Consider the following 20,279-nt stretch of genomic DNA (forward strand, 5'->3'; position numbering starts at 1 on the left):
TCATGGGAAAAGTGACGGAGAGAGGCGACCTCGCCTGGCGGCGGTTACCAGGAGAGCTCGGTCTGTACCCCCACGCTAAACTGATTGTTTTTATCGTCGTCAAAAGTGTAGTCATCGAGCTGGTTATTGATCACTTTAAGCCAGGTCGCATAGAAGCGAATATCCATATTCGAACTGAATGTGCTGGTGCCCAGTTTAAGTTCATGGAACAGCGTCACTTTTGCCCCTGACTCCGTCTTATCAACATTGTCGTTTTTATTGGTCTGGGTAAAATACCCCAGCTCAACGCCTGACTGATTATATTTATTAAAGATGTAGGCAGGCCGGACTACGGCACGCAGGCTACGAAATGCGGTATGCGCCCCGGTGTTATAGCTGTAAACATCACGCCCCGACGAGTACAGCAAGGTGTGGGCGACAATAACATCTGGTGTAGGATAAAACTCCCCCTGCATCCCCACCCGCCAGGCGATGCCATTGGTCTGTTCACCATAATAATAACGGCCAACGCCATAGTTGGCATTCGCGTCATACAGGCGCGAAAAACTACTGGCAAACGAGTTATTTGCCACCTGGGCACTTAATTCGGTAAACGCCTTGCGCGGTTGTTGATGATTAATAATGCCGGTCAGGAGCCAGGCATCTTTCATCTTATAATACTCACCGCTGTTTTGGGACTCGCTCTGGCTGTCGCTTTTATTCGCCATCGCATAGCGGCCATAAATATCATAGGTGGTATTCTGGTTAATCGGATAATTACGGAAGCGGACATCGAGGCTATTGGTATTGACCTCCTGGACACTGCTCATATCCTTGGAATAATTATCCAGATCCTCCCTTCCCAACCCCACCGCGAGGGTTCCTCCGCCGAGCGGAATATCTTCCACCCCCACCCCGGAGGCAATCGCCCCTTTGTGGTAGGAGAAGTCGAGCATCTTGAATTCCTGGGCCTTCAGTTTATGGCGCCCGACCCACAGCGTGGCCTCAGGAATAGCCGGGATAAACCCTTTGGTTGTCAGATAGATGTCAGAAAACTGCATCATGTTTTCGCTATCGGAATCAAAGGGTTCCTTCACATAGGCCTCCCCCACGTTGCCGTCCATCATCACCACCGCGCGGGCGCTACGACCATCCTGATCGTACAACTTTTGCGCGAACATTAAGTCATACCAGCTGCCATGCTCATTGCCAAAGCGGCCTAATGCCCCGACCGCCCAACTCTGCGGGCTGCCGTTGCTCGCCGTCCCCCATCCGGTGCGGAAATAGCCGTGGAAAGAGAAGCCGATATCGTCCTGAATCGCTTTGGCAAGCTCAGCGATATCCATGTCGGCCACCGCTTTCTTGCCTTTATCCTGCGCCACAGGTTTCATGAGATCGTCCTGGGTTTGCGCCATGCGTTTGGCGACCTGGGCATGACTGTCTACGTTAGCGGTGTGAATCGCTTTTTCTTTGGGCATAAATGGCTCGAATGCCGCCTCTTTGCGTTTATATTCAGCCAGTTCTTTTAATGCGTTTTGCAACTCGGATTTAGTCTGTGAAATAACCTTCTGGGATTGCTGCTGGTTTTCTTCCAGAATAGCCAGACGCTGCTCTACCGTTAATGTAGCGGCAACCGCGTGCTCAGACAGCAATATAATAACAAAAGAAGAAAATAAGAATTTATTGGTGTAAGACATATTGTTTCCACTGTCAGCTAAGTATGATTATATTTGCCAGCACTGAAAATCAGGCGTAAAAAGACCGTCGCGATAATAAAACCCCACGCGCTACCATCATTGCGGGAAGTTATTATCAGCGGGAAAATAGCAATAATTTATAGCAATCATACCCGAATACCTTTCGTGCGAATAAAACGCGCCGGGTGCGATGCCAGACAGAACAACCATCATCATCTATTCATATGCCATCCTCTTAATATCTGGCGCGCCCGTCATTGCAATAACTTATATTGCAATATTGCCGAGTAAAATTAAGGCGCGACCTTATAAGCCCGAGTATATCTATTGCAAAAGGCGAAACAATACTCAAAGGGCAGCTTTCAATAGCAAAAAGTAAGATCGCGTGATGGGGTATCGACTATTGAAAATGATTTATAAAATTGCGCTATTGCGAACGTCCTATATGAATATGCTTAATACGCTGATAGTGATAATAAGTGGCCGATGGGTGACGGACAGTAATAACGCATGCGCTGTCTGACGAGGACTGCCAGAGGGTATATCAGAGGAAACGGTCGATAATGACCAGCGATAATGGTCGATGGGGCGTGCGAGGCACGGCGAGGTTGCACCGCCACGCCTCGCGGGCGGGTTATTCCCAGCTCCCGCCAAGGGCGGCAATCAGCTTCACGCTTGCGGTCCACTGGGTGCTTTGCAACGACAACAGACTTTGCTGTTCGGTCAGGCTGCTGTTCTCGGTAGTGGCAACATCGAGATAGTCGATCATCCCCGCGTCGTACTGGTTGCGGGTGACGCTGGCCGAGGTCTGGGCCGCGGTGGCGGCACGCTGCTGCGAGGCTACCTCCCCCTGCAGGGTATCGAGTTCAACCAAATAGTCTTCCACCTCCTGTAGCCCTTCCAGCACCGTTTGCCGGTAGCTGGCGACTTTTGCATCATAGGCGGCGCGGGCCTGCTCGACCTCCGACGACGTTGCACCGAAGTCCAGCAGCGTACCGCTGAGCGACGGCCCCAGCGACCAGACGCGGTTCGGCAACGACAGCAGGTTTTGCAGCGATGAGGCGCTGACGCCGCCGCTGGCGCTTAAGGAGAGATCCGGATAATAACCGGCAATCGCTACCCCCACCGCGGCATTGGCCGCCGCGACGTTGCGTTCCGCTTCGGCGATATCCGGCCGCCGCTGCAGCAGCTGCGCAGGCATCGCCGCGGGGATCGCCGGCAAGGTGGCAGTGAGTTTTGCCACCGGCAGGCTGAACTGAGCCGGGGCAAGCCCCAGCAACAACGCAATCGCATGTTCCAGCTGGGCGCGCTGCCACTGATAATCCTGCATCGAGGCGCGAGCGCTTTCTAACTGCATCTGCGCCTGTGCCTGGGTGGCCCGTGATTCGCTACCCACCTGGTATTTATTATTTATCACTGTCAGATAGCGTTCGTAGGCGGCGATGCTGCGCTGGCTGAGGGCGATTTTTTCGTCCATGATCCGCAGCTGGAAATAGTCCTGCGCCAGTTCGGACTGGGCGCTGAGGGTCACGTTGTTAAGCTCAGCGGCGCTGGCCTCGGCGCTGGCACGGTTCTCTTCAACGGTGTGCCGCAGCTTGCCCCACAGATCCAGCTCCCAGCTGGCGCTGAGTTCTGCCTGATGGGTATTGCTGGTGGTTCTTCCCCCGCTGCTGTGGCTGCTGCTCCGGGTAGTGCTGGCATCATACCCGACGGTTGGCATCAGATCGGCCTGCGACCCGGAAACCAGCGCGTTAGCTTGGCGATACAGGGCGGCATAGTTTGCCACGTTCTGGTTAGAGATACTGACCTGACGCAGCAGACGGTCCAGTTCAGGGTCGTGATATACCGCCCACCACGTGCCCTTGCTGAGATCGTCACGCGGCGTGGCCTGCTGCCAGTGGCGAGCTTCTTTGTAATGCAGCGGCACCGCCATAGTCGGTCGCTGATAATCCGGGCCAACGGTACAGCCGCCCAGCACCAACAGGCAAAGGGTCGACGTTATCGATAACGACATTTTCATTGTTCAGGATCCTGCATGGCGCACGCGCTGCCACTGACGGCGGGTCGTGCGATTAAGAGTGTCGAGCCAGAGATAAACCACCGGCGTGGTGAACAGAGTCAGCAGCTGGCTCAGGGCCAGGCCCCCGGCGATCGCCAGGCCCAGCGGGCTGCGCAAGTCGGCATCGCCGCCGCTGCCTAGCGCCAGCGGTAACGCGCCAAAGAAGGCGGCGAGCGTGGTCATCATGATCGGACGAAAGCGCATCAGGCAGGCCTGCACAATCGCCTGCTGCGGCGTCATGCCCAACCGTCGTTCCGCATCGAGGGCAAAGTCGACCATCATGATGGCGTTCTTTTTGACGATACCGATCAACAGGATGATGCCGATTAGCGCGATGACCGTCAGTTGGGTATTGGTCAGCAGCAGCAACAGCAGCGCGCCAACGCCCGCCGAAGGCAGCGTGGAGAGGATAGTCAGCGGGTGAATATAGCTTTCATACAGCATCCCCAGCACGATATAAATCGCCGCCAGCGCCGCGACAATCAACCACGGCATGGTCGCTGCCAGCTCCTCATAGGCTTTGGCGGTCCCCTGGAAGCCGGCCTGGATCGACGAAGGCAGGCCGATATGGGCCATCGCATGTTTAATTAACGTCTGCGCCTGCTCGAGCGTGACCCCATCGTTAAGGTTAAACGCCACGGTGCTGGTCGCCGACTGCCCCTGGTGCGCCACCGACAGCGGCGCATTGCCCCCGCTAAAATCGGCAAACGCCGACAGCGGCACCCGATCGCCGTCGTCGTTGATGACAAACAGCTCTTGCAGGATCGCCGGATCGCGGGTGTAGCCGTCGGCCAGGGTCATCACTACGTGGTACTGGTTAAGCGTCTGATACAGCGTAGCGATTTGCCGCTGGCTGAAGGCGTTATTCAGCAGGGTGTCGAGCATGCTGACATTCACGCCCAGGCGGGTCGCGCGGTCGCGGTCGACTTGGATAACCACTTCCTGCCCCCCGGTTTGCGAGTCGGAGTCCACGCTGTTGAACTGCGGGATCGCCGCCAGCGCCGCCTGGACTTTCGGCGTCCACGTGCGCAGCAGATCGAGATCGTCGGCCTGCAGGCTGTACTGGTAGCTGGCGTTAGCGCTACGCCCACCGATGTGCAAATCCTGCGCCGCCATCAGAAACATCTGCGCTCCGGGGGTATGGCTGGCCCGCATGCTTAGCCGGTTAGCCACTTCGGTCGCGGTGGCGTCACGCTGGTTGAAATCCTTGAGCTTAACGAAGAAGTTCGCCGTGTTGCGCGAGCCGAACATGCCGCTGCCCATCGACGACATTACGCTCTCTACCGCCGGGTCGGCGGCGATGATGCTGGCAAACGTCTGCACCTTCGGCGCCATCGCCTGGAAGGAGATATTCTGGTCGGCGCGCACCGCCCCCATCAGCAGGCCGGTATCCTGGTTGGGAAAGAACCCTTTTTGCACCACGCCGTAGAGAAAAACGTTGAGGATCACGGTCAGCAGCAGGCTCAGCATTACCAGCTTCTGGTGCCCCATCACCCAGTTCAGCCCGCGCGAATAACCGCTTAACAGGCGGTTAAGCTGATGCTCAAACCACTGGTACAGCGGGTGGCGGCGCTGGCTGACCGAGGGCTTTTTCTTCAGTAGCCGCGAGCACAGCATTGGCGTCAGGCTCAGGGAGACGAACAGCGAGATCAGTAACGACACGCTGAGCGTGACCGCAAACTCACGGAACAGACGCCCGACGATACCGCCCATGAGCAGAATCGGGATAAACACCGCCACCAGCGAGATGGTCATTGAGAAGACGGTGAAGCTCACCTCCCGCGCCCCTCGCAGCGCGGCGCGCACCGGGCTGAGTCCCGCTTCGATATGACGGGCGATATTCTCCAGCACCACGATGGCGTCATCGACCACAAAGCCGGTGGAGATAATCAGCGCCATCAGCGACAGGTTATCGAGGCTATAGCCGAGGAGATACATTACCGCGCAGGTGCCAATCAGAGACACCGGCAGCGCCAGCGCCGGGATCACCACCGCCTGCACGTTACGCAAGAAGACGAACACCACGGCAATCACCAGCAGGACGGCGATCAGCAAGGTCTCTTCGGTGTCGTACAGCGAGGCGCGCACGGTCGTCGAGCGATCCACAATCACTTCGAGCCGGGTATCGGCAGGCAGATTCTTCTCCAGCCCCGGCAGTTGCGCTTTAATTGCATCGATGGTGTCGAGCATGTTGGCACCAGCCTGGCGCATGATGCCGACCATCACCGCCGGACTGCCGTTGAGAAAGCCGGCCTGATACTTATCTTCGACCGAGTCGTAAACGGTGGCGACATCGCTCAGCCGCAGCGTCTTGCCATCCTGGTAGGCGATTATCAGAGAACGATAGTCGGCGGCCTTGTTGAGCTGGCCGTTACTGTCCACCACCCACGACTGGTTGCTGTTTTGCAGCATCCCTTTCGGCAGGTTAGTGGTGCTGTTCGCCACCGCGCTGCGGACGCTATCGAGCGAAATACCGTAGTGGGTTAACTTCTGCGGCTGCAGGTCGATACGCACGGCGGGCAACGCGCTGCCCATCAATGAAACCTCGCCGACCCCTTTCACCTGCCCCAGCGACGGCTCGATTTTGCTCTCCGCCAGATCGTACAGTTCGCCGGGGGTGCGCGAGGACGACGTCAGGGCCAGCATCACGATTGGCGCGTCGGAGGGGTTGGCTTTGCGATAGGTTGGCAGCGACGCCATGCTGCTCGGCAACAGGCTGCGGGCGGCATTGATTGCCGCCTGCACGTCACGGGCGGCGCCGTTAATATCGCGATCCAGATCGAACTGCAAAATAATGCTCGACGACCCCTGCGAGCTGCTGGAGGTCATCTCGGTGATCCCGGCGATCTGCCCGAGAGCGCGTTCCAGCGGCGTGGCGACGGTCGCCGCCATGGTTTCCGGGCTGGCGCCGGCCAGGCTGGCACTGACCATGATGGTCGGAAAATCGACCTGCGGCAGCGGCGCCACCGGCAGCAGCCGATAGCCCAGCGCCCCCAACAGCAGCACCGACAGGGTCAGAAGCAGCGTGGCTACCGGGCGGAAAATAAACAACCGGGTCATGTTCATCCCTTCATCTGCGCCTGTTGCTTACGTTTCACCCACGCCTGACTGCGGGCGGCGATACCGTCGAATAACAGGTAGATCACCGGGGTGGTAAACAGGGTCAGCAGCTGGCTGACCACCAGACCGCCGACGATAACCAGCCCCAGCGGCTGGCGCAGCTCCGCGCCGGATCCGGAGGCTAACATCAGCGGCAACGCGCCGAGCAGCGCGGCCATGGTGGTCATCATGATCGGCCGAAAGCGCAGCAGGCAGGCCTGGTGAATCGCCTCCCGTGGGCTGAGCCGTTGTTGGTATTCCGCCTCCAGCGCGAAGCCGATCATCATGATGGCGTTCTTCTTCACGATCCCGATCAGCAGAATCACCCCGATCAACGCAATCAGACTGAAGTCAGACCCGGCCAGCATCAAGGCCAGCAGCCCTCCCACCGCCGCCGAAGGCAGCGTGGACAGAATGGTGATCGGGTGGATAAAGCTTTCATACAAGATGCCCAGTACCACGTACATGGTCAGCAGCGCCGCAAGGATCAGCCACAGGGTGTTGCCGCTGGCGCTCTGGAACGCCGCGGTCTCTCCCTGGTAACGCAGGGTGATGCTGGACGGCAGTTTCAGTTGCTCACTCACGTCGGCGATCGCTTTCTGCCCCTCCTCCAGCGAATAGCCGTCGTTGAGGTTGAATGAGACCATCACCGCCGGGAACTGGTTAAGACGCATATGCATCAGCGAACCGGTGCGTTGGTGAATGGTGGCGATGGCGGTTAATTTCACCATTCCGCTGCTGCCGGAGGCGTCAGAGGAAGACGATGTTGACGACGAAGACGACGTTGATGATGAAGAAGATGACGACGACGACGTCGATGTAGAAGAAGAGGTGCTGTCGCTGCTCGTCGACGGCTGGAGCCAGACATCCTCAAAAGAAGCCGGTGATTGCTGGAACTGCGGCGCCACTTCCAGCACCACCCGGTACTGATTCGCCTGGGTGAAAATAGTCGAAACCAGACGCTGGCCGAAGGCGTTATACAACGCGGTATCGACATCAGACGCGGTGATCCCGAAGCGCGCGGCTTTATCGCGGTCGAGAGCAACATAGGCTACCCGCCCCTGCGATTGCAGATTGCTGACCACGCCATTAAATTCCGGGCGCTTTTGCAGCGCGGCGATCAGCTGCGGCGTCCAGTTGAGCAGATTCTCGCTGTCGGCATCGTCGAGGGTGAACTGATACTGGCTCGGCGTTACCTGATCGTTCACCGTCAAATCCTGCGCGGGCTGGAGATACAGCTGAATACCCACCACCTGCTTCGCCGCCTGCTGCAGCTGTTGAATAATCGCCGCAGCTTTATCCTCACGCTGGCCGAAAGGCTTCAGGTTGATTTGCAGCCGCCCGCTGTTGAGGCTGGTGTTGCTGCCATCGATACCAATGGTTGAAGAGAGACTCTCCACCGAGGGGTTCTGCAGCATCACCTGCGCCAGCGCCTGTTGACGCTTCGCCATTTCATCAAATGAAACATCCTGCGCGGCGAGAGTCACCCCCTGAATCAGGCCGGTATCCTGAACCGGAAAGAAGCTTTTGGGGATAAACAGATAGAGGATGGCGGTCAGCACAAAGGTCGCCATCGCCACCAGCAACGTCAGCCGGCGATGATTCAGCACCACCGTCAACATACGGTCGTAATAGTGGATCAACGTATCAAACAATTCGCCGCCTTTGCGGGCGAAGCGGGACTGTTTTTCCCGCGGAATATGGTGCAACAAGTAGGCGCAGAGCATCGGCGTCAGGGTCAACGATACCACCATCGACACCAGAATCGACACCGCGAGGGTAATGGCAAATTCGCGGAACAACCGCCCGACGACGTCCCCCATAAACAGCAGCGGGATCAGCACCGCAATCAGCGATAAGGTCAGCGAAATGATGGTAAAGCCAATCTGCTGCGACCCTTTGAGCGCCGCCTGCATCGGGGTTTCACCCTCTTCCAGACGGCGGGAGATATTCTCCACCACCACAATGGCATCGTCGATCACAAAGCCGGTGGCGATGGTCAGCGCCATCAGCGACAGGTTATTGAGGCTGAAGCCGGCGAGATACATCACGCCGAAGGTGCCGACCAGCGACAGCGGCACGGCAATGCTGGGGATCAGCGTTGCCGCTACGCTGCGCAGAAACAGGAAGGTGACCATCACCACCAGCGCGACCGAAAGCATCAGCTCAAACTGTACATCGCTGATTGAATCACGAATGGTCTGGGTGCGGTCCGACAGGATCGTCATTTTCACGCCGTCCGGCAGCGCCGCCTGCAGCTGCGGCAGTCGCGCTTTAATCGCGTCCACCACCTGGATAACGTTCGCGCCAGGCTGGCGCTGCACGCCGATCACAATCGCCGGGCTGCTATTGGCCCACGCGGACTGAAACTTGTTTTCCGGCCCCTGCTCGATATGGGCGATATCTTTCAGGCGCAGCGCCGCGCCGTTCTGCCAGGTCAGAATCAGGTTGCCGTACTCTTGCGCGGTGCGCAGCTGATCGTTGGCATCGATGGTGACCGAATGGTACTGACCGTCGAAGCCCCCCTTCGACCCGTTAACGTTGCTGTTACCGATCAGAGTATTCACGTCTTCCAGCGTCAGACCGTGCGCGGCCAGCGCTTTCGGGTCCATCTGGACGCGGATCGCCGGTTGATGGCCGCCCGCCAGGGTCACCATCCCGACGCCGGAAATTTGCGACAGCTTCAGCGCCACTCGGGTATTGACCAGATCCTGGACGCGGGTTAACGGCAGGGTATCCGAGCTGACAGCGAGGGTGATCACGTCGCTGTCCGCCGGGTTAACCTTTTTATAGGTCGGAGGATTGGGCAGATCGCTCGGCAACAGGCTGTCGGCAGCATTGATCGCCGCCTGCACTTCCTGCTCGGCAACATCCAGCGACAGGTCGAGGGAGAACTTCAGGGTGATGATCGACGACCCGCCGGAGCTGGTGGAGGTCATCTGGCTCAGGCCGGCCATCTGCCCCAGCTGGCGCTCCAGCGGCGAGGTGACCGAGGAGGACATCACATCCGGACTGGCGCCGGGGTAAAGCGTGGTTACCTGAATCGTCGGGTAGTCGACCTGCGGCAGCGCCGAGGTCGAGAGAAAATGGTAGGCGAAAATACCGCTCATCAGCACGCCCACCATCAGCAGAATGGTCGCGACCGGGCGTTGGATAAAAAGACGAGACGGGTTCATTTCGCGCTGACCGCCGCGTTGCCCTGGCCCTGATGCTCATCGACCACCGACACTTTGCTGCCGTTGTTCAGACGGTCAATGCCTTCGGTCACCAGACGATCCCCCGGTGCCACGCCGGAGAGAACCACCTGCTGGTTGTTGTGCCAGGTCGGGCCTGGGGTCACCGCTTTGCGGGTCACCGTATTGTCTTTGTTGATCACGTAGACGAAGTTGCCGTCGCTGCTTAACTGCATGGCCTGGGAAGGCACCACCGTGGCCTGTTTGAGCGTGCGCAACTGCAGGCGCAGATTAACAAACTGATTGGCATACAGCGTTTCTTGCAGATTCGGGAACATCGCTTTGAGGGTCACGGTGCCGGTGCTGGTATCAATCTGGTTGCTGATAAACTTCACCGTCCCTTCGTCAAGCACGCTGCTGCCGTCCTGGTCGAATGCGGTGGCGGGCAGAGTCCGGTCGTTATGCAGCGCCGCCACCAGCTCCGGGATGTGGCTCTGCGGCACGCTGAAGGTCACCGCCGCCGGCTGCATCTGGGTGATCGTCACCAGGCCGGTGCTGCTGGAGCTCAGAACCATGTTGCCCGGGTCAACCAGGCGCAGGCCCACGCGCCCGGAGACCGGCGCGGTGATCCGCGAGTAGTCGAGATTCAGCTTCGCGCTGGCGATCTGCGCCTCGCTGGAGATCACCGCGCCACGATACTGACCGACGGTGGCAATTTGCGAATCCAGATCCTGGCGCGCCAGAGAGTCCTGCGCATACAGTTTGCGATAGCGCGCCAGCGTCAGCTCGGCGCTCTGCAGCAAGGCCTTATTTTCTGCCAGCGACCCCTGGTACTGGTTTAGCGTCGCCTGGTACGCCCGGGGGTCAATCTGCGCCAGCAGCTGGCCCGCGGTCACCTTTTGCCCTTCGATAAAGTTCACTTTCTCCAGCTGCCCGTCCACCCGACTGGTAACGGTCACCGTCATATTGGGGATCACCGTCCCCAGAGCGTTGAGGTAAACCGCAACGTCGGCGACCTGTGCGGTGCCGCTATGTACGAGGGTCGCCCCGCTGTTCATCATCCCGCCGCCTGGGCCTCCCGGGCCACCGGGGAATGGAGGACGACCGCCCCCAGGCGGGCCACCGGCCTGCGGCAGCAAGCGCCATATCACGCCAGCGATCACCAGCGCCACCACCAACAGCAATGACCATTTAATCCAGTTGAAACCAGCCGCCCTGGAAGAGTTTTGTTGTGTCATATTTTTCATTTTTTAAGGGGAATCACCGCGCAACGGAGGCTACGATCCTGCGACGTAGCGGTATTCGGTAGTGGATAGCGCTATCGATATTTAACGCCACGGGCGTCAAATGGCTTTTATATTAAAAACAAACCCGGCTGATTTTATTCATCGCCATCTGCTGATGCTGAGTTCTGGTTATTAACCACAAGGATGATAAATCACCATTTCGCAGATATTCCTGGCGTTGAGAAAACAGGGTTTATTAAAAAAATGCCTGAGCATGATATTCAGAAATTATGAGGAGAATATGGCTACATTGTGAAGGTTAGCGCGGCGCGGCAGAACCCACGCGACCCACCGCCAGGCAATAACCACGCGAGCGATCGCAACATCGTCCGTTATTCACGCGGCAGCCGCACTTAAGAGCGTGACAAATATCACGGACCGGCAATTTTCATAACATTTTCTCCCGCAACTGTGCCAGCATGGAAAGCGCTCTCCAAAACGGATCACATTAAATCCAAACATTGATACATCGCCTCTCTGCTCCTGACAAGGAAACATTCATGAAAAAAAGAGTAATTGCGTTTTCTGCCGGCGTCCTTGTGCTGAATAGCCTGTACAGCCCTGCCAGCATTGCCGCAGCGCCCGTCGATGTGACGACCACCGCTCAGGGGTTGAGCTATCACTTTGACCACGGGACGGCGGGATGGAAACAGGAAGGCACCTGGCAGGCACAATGGGGAAGTCCGGCGCTCGAATCCAGCCAGGATACCGGTAAACCGACGCTGAAACTGAACGTTGAATGGGCCGGCCGGCACGACTGGGAAGAGGTGAAAATATACAATGCCGGGATCCCCGACTTTGCGCAGATGCGCAAACTGTCGTTTGATATTTTGCTCCCGGCAGAAAATATCAGCGCGGGCGGGCTTCGCCCGTATGCCGCCCTGCGTGACGGCTGGGTCAAATTAGATCTGGACAAAAATAATCGCGATATCGCCGGGATGGAAAAAGTAAATTTATCCGGGAAGACCTACCTCAAACAGCATGTGGTGATTAATCTCGGCGATGGTTCACACCGCCCGGATGTGGCAATCGGGATAGTCGGGAATAAATTAAAATATAGCGGCCCGGTGTATCTCGACAATATTACCTTCAGCAAATAATTTTTTATTATTCCGTTGACTTGCGCTGCAAAGCATCCCGGTACTTTGCAGCGCCGAGCGTCGCCATCAGCCAGAGAATAAACCGATGCGCCTGAAAAAATATCAAACCTGGTTATCCCTGCCCTGCCTTGCTTTGTCACTGCTGTTTCCGCTCAGAGTATGCTCACAGAATCTGCCGATTAGCGAATTTGTCGAGCAGCATGGCGGCCAGTTTACCCTTGGCGGTAAGCCGTTTCGCTTTATGGGAACCAACAACTACTATCTGCACTATAAATCTGACCAGGCGATCGACGATGTGCTGGACAGCGCCGTGGCGATGGATCTGAAAGTCATCCGCATCTGGGGTTTTATGGATGGCGTTGACCGTTCTGCCGGCACACCTTATACCCTGCAGCCGACGTTAGGGGTTTATGCGCCGCCCGCGGGGGTCAACAGCGCGCTGGAAAGGCTCGACTACACCCTCAGCCAGGCGAAGAAAAAAGGCATCAGGATCGTGCTGGTGTTAACCAACAACTGGCCGGATTTTGGCGGGATCCCGCAATATACGGCGTGGATTGGCTCCACGGAACATGATGATTTTTACCGGGATCCGCGCCTGATTACCGCCTATAAGCAGTACGTCAAGTTTCTGCTCACCCACGTCAACCGCTATACCGGGATCCCCTATCAGCAAGAGCCGACTATCATGACGTTTCAGCTCGCCAATGAACCCCGGGCGGCCAGCGATCCCTCGGGTGACCTGCTGGTTAACTGGGCGCGGGAGATGAGTGATTATGTTCGTCAACTGGCGCCCCGCCATCTTATTTCGTTGGGTTCTGAAGGGTTCTTCAACCGTCCTGACAGCACGGACTGGACCTATAACGGTAAAGAAGGCGTCGACTGGCAGCGGATCGTGCAGCTCCCCAATATCAACTATGAGCCCATACATCTCTACACCGACCAGTGGGGCAAAACCAATGCAGAGCAGTGGGGAACGCAGTGGATCCTCGACCACATATCCGCGGCGAAAAAAGCCAATAAGCCGATGGTACTGGAGGAGTACGGCATTAGCGCCACGTCCCCCTATAACCGGACCTTAATCTACGAGCGCTGGAATCGCATTGCCCTGACCCACGGCATGGCGGGTACCATGTTCTGGATCCTCTCTGGAAAAGACCCGCAATCTCCCGGTGGCGTTTACCCGGATTACGATGGTTATCGGATACGTAACGACCACTCCGCTACCGTGCAAATGTTACAGACCTATGCCAAAGCCTTTGCTGGTGAACACCCGGTGTTTCACGATAAGGTCTACTTCGCCTATCCGCTAGCGGGACGCGCCGTTACCACGCGCGAATTGGCCGTCAGCGTCTATCCGATGCTCTATGGCACCCAGCCTCAGAAGGTGGTGCTGACCGTCGATGGTAAGCCGTTCGCCTTACGCGAGACGCAGCACGAGGGATATTTTACGGTGACCCTCAACACCGCACAGCTCGGCTATGGAGAGAAAACGTTCCATGTTGAGGTGCTGAAAAATGATGGTCAGACGATCGCCGAAACCCTCGAGGTCACCCTGCTCCCGCCCGGTCAGTCTGCTCGGCAGTAAAATACGCTATCGCGGCCCGGGCCATGCGCCGGATTATAACGTGGTGCGGTTGCCGCTATTATCCTGCTCAAAGATTTTATGCTGGATAAGACGATCCCGGAGCCAGTGCAGCGATTTGCCCACCCGTTTGTGCTTCGACCACAGCAAATCCACCCCGACCACCCAGTCGGTGTGGGGATACTCCTGCTGTCGCAGCTCAACCAACTGGCCTTCATGAAGCTCTTTTTCGACAAATAACCGTGGGAGGGAGGCCCAGCCGAGCCCCGCGCTGGCCGCTGCAATCATCGCGTTATAGCTCTCGACGCGCCACAACATTGGGCTGCCAAGATATTCGGTGGTGGCAATGTGCTGTTCCTGGGGGCCAAAGGTGATATGGCGCCAGCGATGCAGATCGGCGAAAGAGACCGGCCCCTGGCTCGCCAGTGGGTGCGAGGCGCTGACCACGTGCACCATAATGACCTTGCCTAACTGAACGAACTGCAGCCGATCGCCATCAATTCTGCGCGAAATCACGATCCCGGCGTCCACCTCTCCTCTGCTCACCAGCCCCGTCACATCCCCCTGATGCGGCTCGCGGATATGGATATCAACCTGAGGGAAAGTCATAGCAAATTCATATAAAACCGGGGCGATGGTTGGGTAAGGCACCTCGATCGCCAGGGTGAGGCTGGCTTCCGTTTGCACATTGTAGGCACCGACCCGCTGCTCCAGCATGTTGCACTGTTCGAGCACGGTTTTGATGTATTCACGCAGCACCGTTCCCTCCCCGGTCAGCGTGACCTGGCGCGGCGAGCGCTCAAATAAACGGACATTAAACTCGTCTTCAAGATTGCTCATCGCCATATTCACCGACGACTGCGATCGCTTCAGTACCCGGGCGGCGGCGGAAAACGAGCCGGAGCGGGCAACCTGCTCGAAGACCATAAGCTGCTCCAATGAATAGCGCATTTTACCCCCCAGATTTCAATAAAACTGAAAACAGCTGACTAACTTATATCACGTTTACCCACATATAGTGGCGACCTCTTCCTTCGCGTATTTTCAGGGGATTACCATGGCTACCGTTGTAGAAAACCACAGCACCACTCATTCGCTTAGCGTAAAACGCACTGCCTCTCTTGGACTCCAGCACGTCCTGGTGATGTATGCCGGCACCGTTACCGTCCCGCTGATTCTGGCAGCCGTGTTGAAGTTGAGCAGCAGCGAAACCATTACCCTGATCAATGCCTGCCTGCTGACCTCGGGGCTGGCCACGCTTTTGCAGGCGATAGGCATTGGGCGTTTCGGCAGTCGCTTGCCGCTGATCCAGGGATGCTCTTTTATCGTGCTGGCGCCGATGTTGATGATCGGACAGCAGTACGGCATCGCCACTATCTTCGGTTCAGTCATCGCCTGCGGTCTGTTCACGTTGCTGGTGGCCCCCGTATTTAGCCGCCTGGTGCGCTTTTTCCCGCCGCTGGTGATTGGCTGCGTCATCTCCCTGATTGGTATTTCCCTGATGCCGGCCGCGGCAATCTGGTTGGGTGGTGGGATCCCGGATGCGCCCGATTTTGCCCAGCCGCATAATCTACTGCTCGGTTTTGCCACCCTCGTCGTGACCCTGCTGTTTTACTGCAATACCCGCGGCGTGATGCGTAACTTCAGTATCCTGTTCGGGCTGCTGATCGGCACGCTGGGCGCCTGGCTGTGCGGTTTAACCCATTTCGACGCGGTAACGCAGGCCTCCTGGGTGGGCTTCAGCCTGCCGTTCGCCTTTGGGATGCCCCAGTTTTCGCTCGCGCCGATTGTGGTGCTGTGCTTGTCGATGTTGATCGTCATGACCGAAACCACGGGCAACATTCTGTTGATAGATAAGCTGATTGGCCAGCCCACCACCTCCCGGCGTCTGGCAGACGCGATCCGCGCCGATGGGCTATCGACCCTGGTCGGCGGATGCCTGAACAGCTTCCCCTACAACGCCTTCTCACAAAATGCCGGTCTGCTGATGCTGACCAAAGTCACCAGCCGCAGCGTCCTGATCGCCGCGGGACTGATTCTGGTGGCCCTGGGCCTGTTTCCCAAGCTCGGCGCCATCGTGGCGATCGTTCCCAGCCCGGTGCTTGGCGGCGTGGCGGTACTGATGTTTGGGATGACCCTGGCGGCCGGCGTACGGGAGTTAAAAACCGTCGATTTTGACGATGAGAAAAATATCCTGATCGTCTCGGTATCCATTGCGGTCGGCGTGCTGCCTGTGGTCTTCCCGGCCCTGTTTCAGCACCTTCCGCCCGCGGTAAAACTGTTTATGGACAGCGGGATTTTTATCGGCGGCTTCACCGCCGTCCTGCTGAATGCCTTGCTTCATCGGCGCACATCTGACACGGAGACAGCACGTTGATTACCCCTGGTGATATTCAGTTTCTCAGACTTTCCAACGAGGTGGGCCGCCGGGCGATTGCCCTCGGCAGACACCCTTTCGGCGCGGTGCTGGTGGCGCCGGATGGCCACACCGTGCTGCTCACCCAGTGCAACATTGATACCGTTAACCATGCGGAGTCGACGCTGGCGCGCATCGCCGCCAGCAACTACCCGGCGGAGTATCTCTGGCAATGCACGCTCTACACGGCGGTCGAACCCTGCTGCATGTGCGCGGGTACCATTTACTGGGCCAATATTGGCCGGGTGGTTTACGGCATGAGTGAAGAACAGCTGCTGGCCTGCACCGGCAGCCACCAGGAGAACCCGACGATGAGCGTTCCGGCCTCCTGGGTCTTCAGCCACGGGCAGAAAGCGATTTCGCTGCTCGGGCCGGTGGCGGAGCTCGAAGAAGAAACCCTGGCCTTACAACGCGAGTTCTGGCTGACGCGCTAAAGTACGCCGGCGACGAGCGTTGGGAGCGGGCGGCGTGCTTTGAATGACAACCGGGGCATATCAGAAAGTGACGGGAGTGTTTACCCACAGAACTTTCGCCACCACGGTACCTACATTACGGTACCCGTGGGGCACCTGGCTTGGAAAATAGAAGGAATCCCCCTGCGTCAGGCGCCATACGTCGTCGCCGAGCCGCAACTCCACTTCGCCTTCCAGCACATAGCCCATCTCTTCGCCATGGTGCTCAATCAGGCCATCGCTTTCTACGCCGGGCTCAATAATATGAATATTGCCCTGCAGCAGCCCGCCTTTGTGGTGCCAGGTGAGGTTTTCCAGCTCAATGCCGCCCTTTTTGTTACGTTGCAGGAAGCGCTTACGCTGGCGCTGTTCGGGCTTCAGGATCGGCGCATCAGCCACCCAGTCTTCCGCCATCAGATCGGCAATACTGGTATCCAGCGCTTTGGCTAACCGATGCAGCATCGCCAGCGACGGGCTTGCTGCTTCATTCTCAAGCTTTGACAGCAAACTTTCCGAGCACCCCACCTTCTGCGCCAGCTGTTTAAGCGTCATTTCCTGCACCAGCCTGGCATGACGCAAGCGCATGCCGAGACGCGTTCCCGAAGATTTCAGTTCAGTCGTATTTTTCATGTATGAGTTTCATTCAATCCAGCAACAGGCCCGCTTGCGGCGGGCCCGGACATTATCCATCACGCCATCACGATGAACTGGACCTCTTGCGGTGAACAGCCGTTAATCGGCACGATATCCTGAGGGCACGCGGACATCACCGCCACGCAGTCCAGTTCAGCACGAATCTCTACATAATCACCCGCTTTACTGACCGTAGGCAACCAGGAAATGGTGTAGTCCGGATTGACCGGCGTATTCATCCACAGGTTCAGCGGCTGGGGTACTTCACGAGCGCGCAGCCCAATCGCCTGCAGCGCCATCCGCAGGTTGTCGGCGCAGCTATCGTGGTACTCCGTGATCCCCATATTGCTGTAACGGTAAAGATCGCAGGCGGCGATCATCGTGTCATGCACACCCGGCGATGTATCGGTCAGCAGGGTGGCGATGGCCCGGCGGTGGTTGGTCGCCAGCACATCGCCCGGCTTGGGGATGATTTTGTCGATAAACGCGCGGGTGTGCTCCATCGAGGCAAACTCGCTCAGATCGGCGTGATTGAAAAACCAGGTATCGCACACCTGGCTCCCCGGGGTGTTGATGATGCGGATCACCTGACCTTTTTTCAGCAGCACCGCGCGACCGCAGCATGGCGGGATGGTGTAGAGTTCGTTAATCACCGGCGTACCATCCGGCGAGATCGGGGTCGTCGCCGTCGGGTTCACGCCGAGGGCGTCGCCATTGTCGTGGTCACAGCAAGCGGGATAATGGGTCGTCGTGGTCATGGTTAAACTCCTTCAAAAGTAGCGGAAAGCTCGGTCAGGGCGCAGGCTAATGTACGAGCGCCTGCGGCCAACGAGCGTGGTTCGGTAAATTCAGCCGGGTTATGGCTAATGCCTTGATGGCTGGGGACAAATAACATGCTGGTGGGACAGTGTTCTGCCAGATACATCGCGTCATGAAAGGCTCCGGACAGCAGCACCATATGGGCAATATCCAGCGCATTTGCGGTGTTGGTTAACACCTGATTGATTGACGGTTCAAACGCCACCGGCGCTTTGGCTAACAGCGTATCGACGGTCACCCGTTCACTGGTCAGCCCGGCCATCAGGGCATCGAGCCGGAGCAAGGTCTCATCCGCGGGATGGCGAAAATCCAGGGTAAAGCTCACCTGAGAGGGAATGGTGTTGATAGCGTTAGGGGTGACCTGCCAGCGGCCGAAGGTCATGCGTAGCTGCGCATCGTCGGTATCGCCCATCGTCCGTTCAATGTGGTCCACCAACTCTCGCGCAAGGTTCATCGCGTCCTGACGCAGGCCCATCGGCGTCGTTCCCGCATGGGCCGATACGCCCTGGCAGGTCACCTGATACCAGCGCACGCCCTGAATACCCTGCACCACCGCCAGCGACAAATCATGAGCCTCCAGAACCGGTCCCTGTTCGATATGCAGTTCCACAAAGCAGGCCAGCTGACGATCTGGGCGCGGCGGTATCTCCGGGAAGCGCTGCCGATGGCGCGCTAACGCCTCGTTAAAGGGCACGCCATCTTCCCCAATAGCCGCCAGATAGCCAGCAAGCCGCGCGGGTTCGACAAAAGCACTGGATCCCATCGCGCCGGGCGCGAAGCGGGTTCCCTCTTCGTTGGTCCAGATAACCACCTCGACCGGGCGTTCGGTGACCACCTGGGCGTCATTCAGCGCTTTCAGGCATGCCAGCCCGGCGATCACGCCGTAGCAACCATCGTAGTTGCCGCCGCAGGGCTGGGTATCGATATGGCTGCCGGTGCCGACCGGTGGCAACGCTCTGCGTCCGGGGCGGCGGAAAAACAGGTTTGCCGCCGCGTCGCAGTAGATCTCGCAGCCGAGTTCACGCGCGAGGCCGATAAGCCAGGCCCGCGCATCAAGTTCCACATCGCTCAGCGCCTGGCGGTCCACGCCGCCGTTGGCCAGTTTGCCAAACCCGGCGAGCTCCGCCAGCTGCTGTTGCAGCCACGCATCATCGAGATGCTGAGCGACCTGTAAGCTGGCTTCCATCATGCTAATTTCTCCAGCTCTTCGGTTTGTAAGGGACGGCGAAACAGCGGCGCAAGGAAGCTGCGCAACCGCTCGCTCTGGGGGCGCGTGAACATCTGCCGCGGCGTCCCGCTTTCGATAATCTGTCCGTCGGCCATAAACACCAGCCGCGAAGAGATATGTGCGGCGAAGGCCATTTCATGGGTCACCATCACCATGGTCATCCCCTGCCCGGCCAGGTCGCGGATGACGTCGAGCACCTCTTCGACGCGTTCCGGATCAAGCGCCGAGGTGGGCTCATCCAGCAGCAGCAGTTCCGGGTTCAGCGCCAGCGCACGGGCAATGCCGACTCGCTGCTGCTGCCCGCCGGACAGGCGTACCGGCCAGTCGCCGGCTTTTTGCGCCATCCCCACCCGGGCAAGTGCGGATAAGGCCGCCTGCTTTGCCTCATGGCGGGGCATTTTTTTCCCCAGCACCAACGGCGCGGTGACGTTTTCCAGCACCGTCATATGCGGCCAGAGATTGAACTGCTGAAAGACCATGGCCAGCGGCTTACGGACTTCCGCAATCAGGCTGGCGCTGTCAATGCAGGACGGGCCTCGCTGAGTGCCGGAATAACCAAGGAGCTGCCCTTTGATCAGCACCTCCCCGCGATCGTAGGCTTCGAGAAAATTCATGCAGCGCAGGGCGGTCGTCTTGCCGGAACCCGAGGGGCCGATCAGCGTGACGATCTCCCCGTGGTGGACGCTCAGATTGAAATCATGCAGAACCACATGGTCGGCGAATGACTTGCCTACATGTCGCATTTCAAGTACAGGT

The 20,279-nt window shown here is 58.0% G+C and carries 14 protein-coding genes; 4 read left to right on the forward strand and 10 right to left on the reverse strand.

The window, feature by feature from the left end; genetic code table 11:
• Positions 1 to 44 precede the first annotated feature (44 nt).
• The 5 genes from ACMYSP_RS03665 to ACMYSP_RS03685 form a co-directional block, all read right to left on the reverse strand.
• Complete coding sequence (locus tag ACMYSP_RS03665; RefSeq protein ID WP_434585624.1) at positions 45 to 1,676, reverse strand: carbohydrate porin; 1,632 nt, start codon at positions 1,674 to 1,676, stop codon at positions 45 to 47.
• A gap of 634 nt (positions 1,677 to 2,310) precedes the next feature.
• A complete protein-coding gene (locus ACMYSP_RS03670) occupies positions 2,311 to 3,696 on the reverse strand; it encodes an efflux transporter outer membrane subunit (protein WP_434585625.1) in 1,386 nt (461 codons plus the stop codon).
• A gap of 3 nt (positions 3,697 to 3,699) precedes the next feature.
• Positions 3,700 to 6,801, reverse strand: a complete 3,102-nt coding sequence (locus tag ACMYSP_RS03675) for a multidrug efflux RND transporter permease subunit (protein WP_434585626.1) — start codon at positions 6,799 to 6,801, stop codon at positions 3,700 to 3,702.
• On the reverse strand, positions 6,798 to 10,010 hold the full coding sequence (locus ACMYSP_RS03680) for an efflux RND transporter permease subunit (protein ID WP_434585627.1): 3,213 nt from the start codon (positions 10,008 to 10,010) through the stop codon (positions 6,798 to 6,800). Before ACMYSP_RS03680 ends, ACMYSP_RS03675 begins: the two co-directional genes overlap by 4 nt.
• Complete coding sequence (locus ACMYSP_RS03685) at positions 10,007 to 11,245, reverse strand: efflux RND transporter periplasmic adaptor subunit (protein WP_434585628.1); 1,239 nt, start codon at positions 11,243 to 11,245, stop codon at positions 10,007 to 10,009. The genes ACMYSP_RS03680 and ACMYSP_RS03685 overlap by 4 nt, the downstream gene beginning before the upstream one ends.
• A 548-nt stretch (positions 11,246 to 11,793) precedes the next feature.
• Between ACMYSP_RS03685 and ACMYSP_RS03690 the strand changes: the two genes are divergently transcribed.
• Both ACMYSP_RS03690 and ACMYSP_RS03695 read left to right on the forward strand, forming a co-directional pair.
• Positions 11,794 to 12,393 (forward strand): hypothetical protein, encoded by a 600-nt coding sequence (locus ACMYSP_RS03690; protein WP_434585629.1) that lies wholly within the window; start codon positions 11,794 to 11,796, stop codon positions 12,391 to 12,393.
• Positions 12,394 to 12,478: 85 nt separating this feature from the next.
• Complete coding sequence (locus ACMYSP_RS03695) at positions 12,479 to 13,978, forward strand: glycoside hydrolase 5 family protein (RefSeq protein WP_434585630.1); 1,500 nt, start codon at positions 12,479 to 12,481, stop codon at positions 13,976 to 13,978.
• Positions 13,979 to 14,011: 33 nt separating this feature from the next.
• Here the strand turns inward: ACMYSP_RS03695 and ACMYSP_RS03700 are convergent, their stop codons facing one another.
• Entirely contained in the window at positions 14,012 to 14,926 is a 915-nt protein-coding gene (locus ACMYSP_RS03700; RefSeq protein WP_434585631.1) for a LysR family transcriptional regulator, read from the reverse strand.
• A gap of 106 nt (positions 14,927 to 15,032) precedes the next feature.
• Between ACMYSP_RS03700 and ACMYSP_RS03705 the strand changes: the two genes are divergently transcribed.
• Together ACMYSP_RS03705 and ACMYSP_RS03710 are read left to right on the forward strand one after the other, a co-directional pair.
• Positions 15,033 to 16,352, forward strand: a complete 1,320-nt coding sequence (locus ACMYSP_RS03705; protein WP_434585632.1) for a nucleobase:cation symporter-2 family protein — start codon at positions 15,033 to 15,035, stop codon at positions 16,350 to 16,352.
• Complete coding sequence (locus tag ACMYSP_RS03710; protein ID WP_434585633.1) at positions 16,349 to 16,825, forward strand: nucleoside deaminase; 477 nt, start codon at positions 16,349 to 16,351, stop codon at positions 16,823 to 16,825. The genes ACMYSP_RS03705 and ACMYSP_RS03710 overlap by 4 nt, the downstream gene beginning before the upstream one ends.
• Before the next feature lie 60 nt (positions 16,826 to 16,885).
• Here the strand turns inward: ACMYSP_RS03710 and ACMYSP_RS03715 are convergent, their stop codons facing one another.
• The 4 genes from ACMYSP_RS03715 to ACMYSP_RS03730 are packed head-to-tail and all read right to left on the reverse strand — an operon-like array spanning position 16,886 to position 20,266.
• The gene (locus ACMYSP_RS03715) at positions 16,886 to 17,473 is read right to left on the reverse strand and encodes a cupin domain-containing protein (protein ID WP_434585634.1); all 588 of its coding nucleotides are present in this window, start codon (positions 17,471 to 17,473) and stop codon (positions 16,886 to 16,888) included.
• Positions 17,474 to 17,532: 59 nt separating this feature from the next.
• Positions 17,533 to 18,234: a DUF1989 domain-containing protein gene (locus ACMYSP_RS03720; protein ID WP_434585635.1), complete on the reverse strand. Its 702-nt coding sequence runs from the start codon at positions 18,232 to 18,234 to the stop codon at positions 17,533 to 17,535.
• A gap of 2 nt (positions 18,235 to 18,236) precedes the next feature.
• A complete protein-coding gene (locus ACMYSP_RS03725; protein WP_434585636.1) occupies positions 18,237 to 19,484 on the reverse strand; it encodes a M20 family metallo-hydrolase in 1,248 nt (415 codons plus the stop codon).
• On the reverse strand, positions 19,481 to 20,266 hold the full coding sequence (locus ACMYSP_RS03730; RefSeq protein ID WP_434587007.1) for an amino acid ABC transporter ATP-binding protein: 786 nt from the start codon (positions 20,264 to 20,266) through the stop codon (positions 19,481 to 19,483). The genes ACMYSP_RS03725 and ACMYSP_RS03730 overlap by 4 nt, the downstream gene beginning before the upstream one ends.
• Positions 20,267 to 20,279 lie beyond the last annotated feature (13 nt).

This window comes from Klebsiella sp. R390 (genome assembly GCF_051131745.1).
Classification (GTDB): domain Bacteria; phylum Pseudomonadota; class Gammaproteobacteria; order Enterobacterales; family Enterobacteriaceae; genus Klebsiella.

Excerpts from the sequence above, each read along its gene's own strand:
- ACMYSP_RS03705 (WP_434585632.1), top strand. The coding sequence starts at position 15,033 with ATGGCTACCGTTGTAGAAAACCACAGCACCACTCATTCGCTTAGCGTA.
- ACMYSP_RS03725 (WP_434585636.1), bottom strand. The coding sequence starts at position 19,484 with ATGATGGAAGCCAGCTTACAGGTCGCTCAGCATCTCGATGATGCGTGG.
- ACMYSP_RS03730 (WP_434587007.1), bottom strand. The coding sequence starts at position 20,266 with ATGCGACATGTAGGCAAGTCATTCGCCGACCATGTGGTTCTGCATGAT.
- ACMYSP_RS03720 (WP_434585635.1), bottom strand. The coding sequence starts at position 18,234 with ATGACCACGACGACCCATTATCCCGCTTGCTGTGACCACGACAATGGC.
- ACMYSP_RS03670 (WP_434585625.1), bottom strand. The coding sequence starts at position 3,696 with ATGAAAATGTCGTTATCGATAACGTCGACCCTTTGCCTGTTGGTGCTG.
- ACMYSP_RS03675 (WP_434585626.1), bottom strand. The coding sequence starts at position 6,801 with ATGAACATGACCCGGTTGTTTATTTTCCGCCCGGTAGCCACGCTGCTT.
- ACMYSP_RS03665 (WP_434585624.1), bottom strand. The coding sequence starts at position 1,676 with ATGTCTTACACCAATAAATTCTTATTTTCTTCTTTTGTTATTATATTG.
- ACMYSP_RS03690 (WP_434585629.1), top strand. The coding sequence starts at position 11,794 with ATGAAAAAAAGAGTAATTGCGTTTTCTGCCGGCGTCCTTGTGCTGAAT.
- ACMYSP_RS03700 (WP_434585631.1), bottom strand. The coding sequence starts at position 14,926 with ATGCGCTATTCATTGGAGCAGCTTATGGTCTTCGAGCAGGTTGCCCGC.
- ACMYSP_RS03715 (WP_434585634.1), bottom strand. The coding sequence starts at position 17,473 with ATGAAAAATACGACTGAACTGAAATCTTCGGGAACGCGTCTCGGCATG.
- ACMYSP_RS03695 (WP_434585630.1), top strand. The coding sequence starts at position 12,479 with ATGCGCCTGAAAAAATATCAAACCTGGTTATCCCTGCCCTGCCTTGCT.
- ACMYSP_RS03680 (WP_434585627.1), bottom strand. The coding sequence starts at position 10,010 with ATGAACCCGTCTCGTCTTTTTATCCAACGCCCGGTCGCGACCATTCTG.
- ACMYSP_RS03685 (WP_434585628.1), bottom strand. The coding sequence starts at position 11,245 with ATGACACAACAAAACTCTTCCAGGGCGGCTGGTTTCAACTGGATTAAA.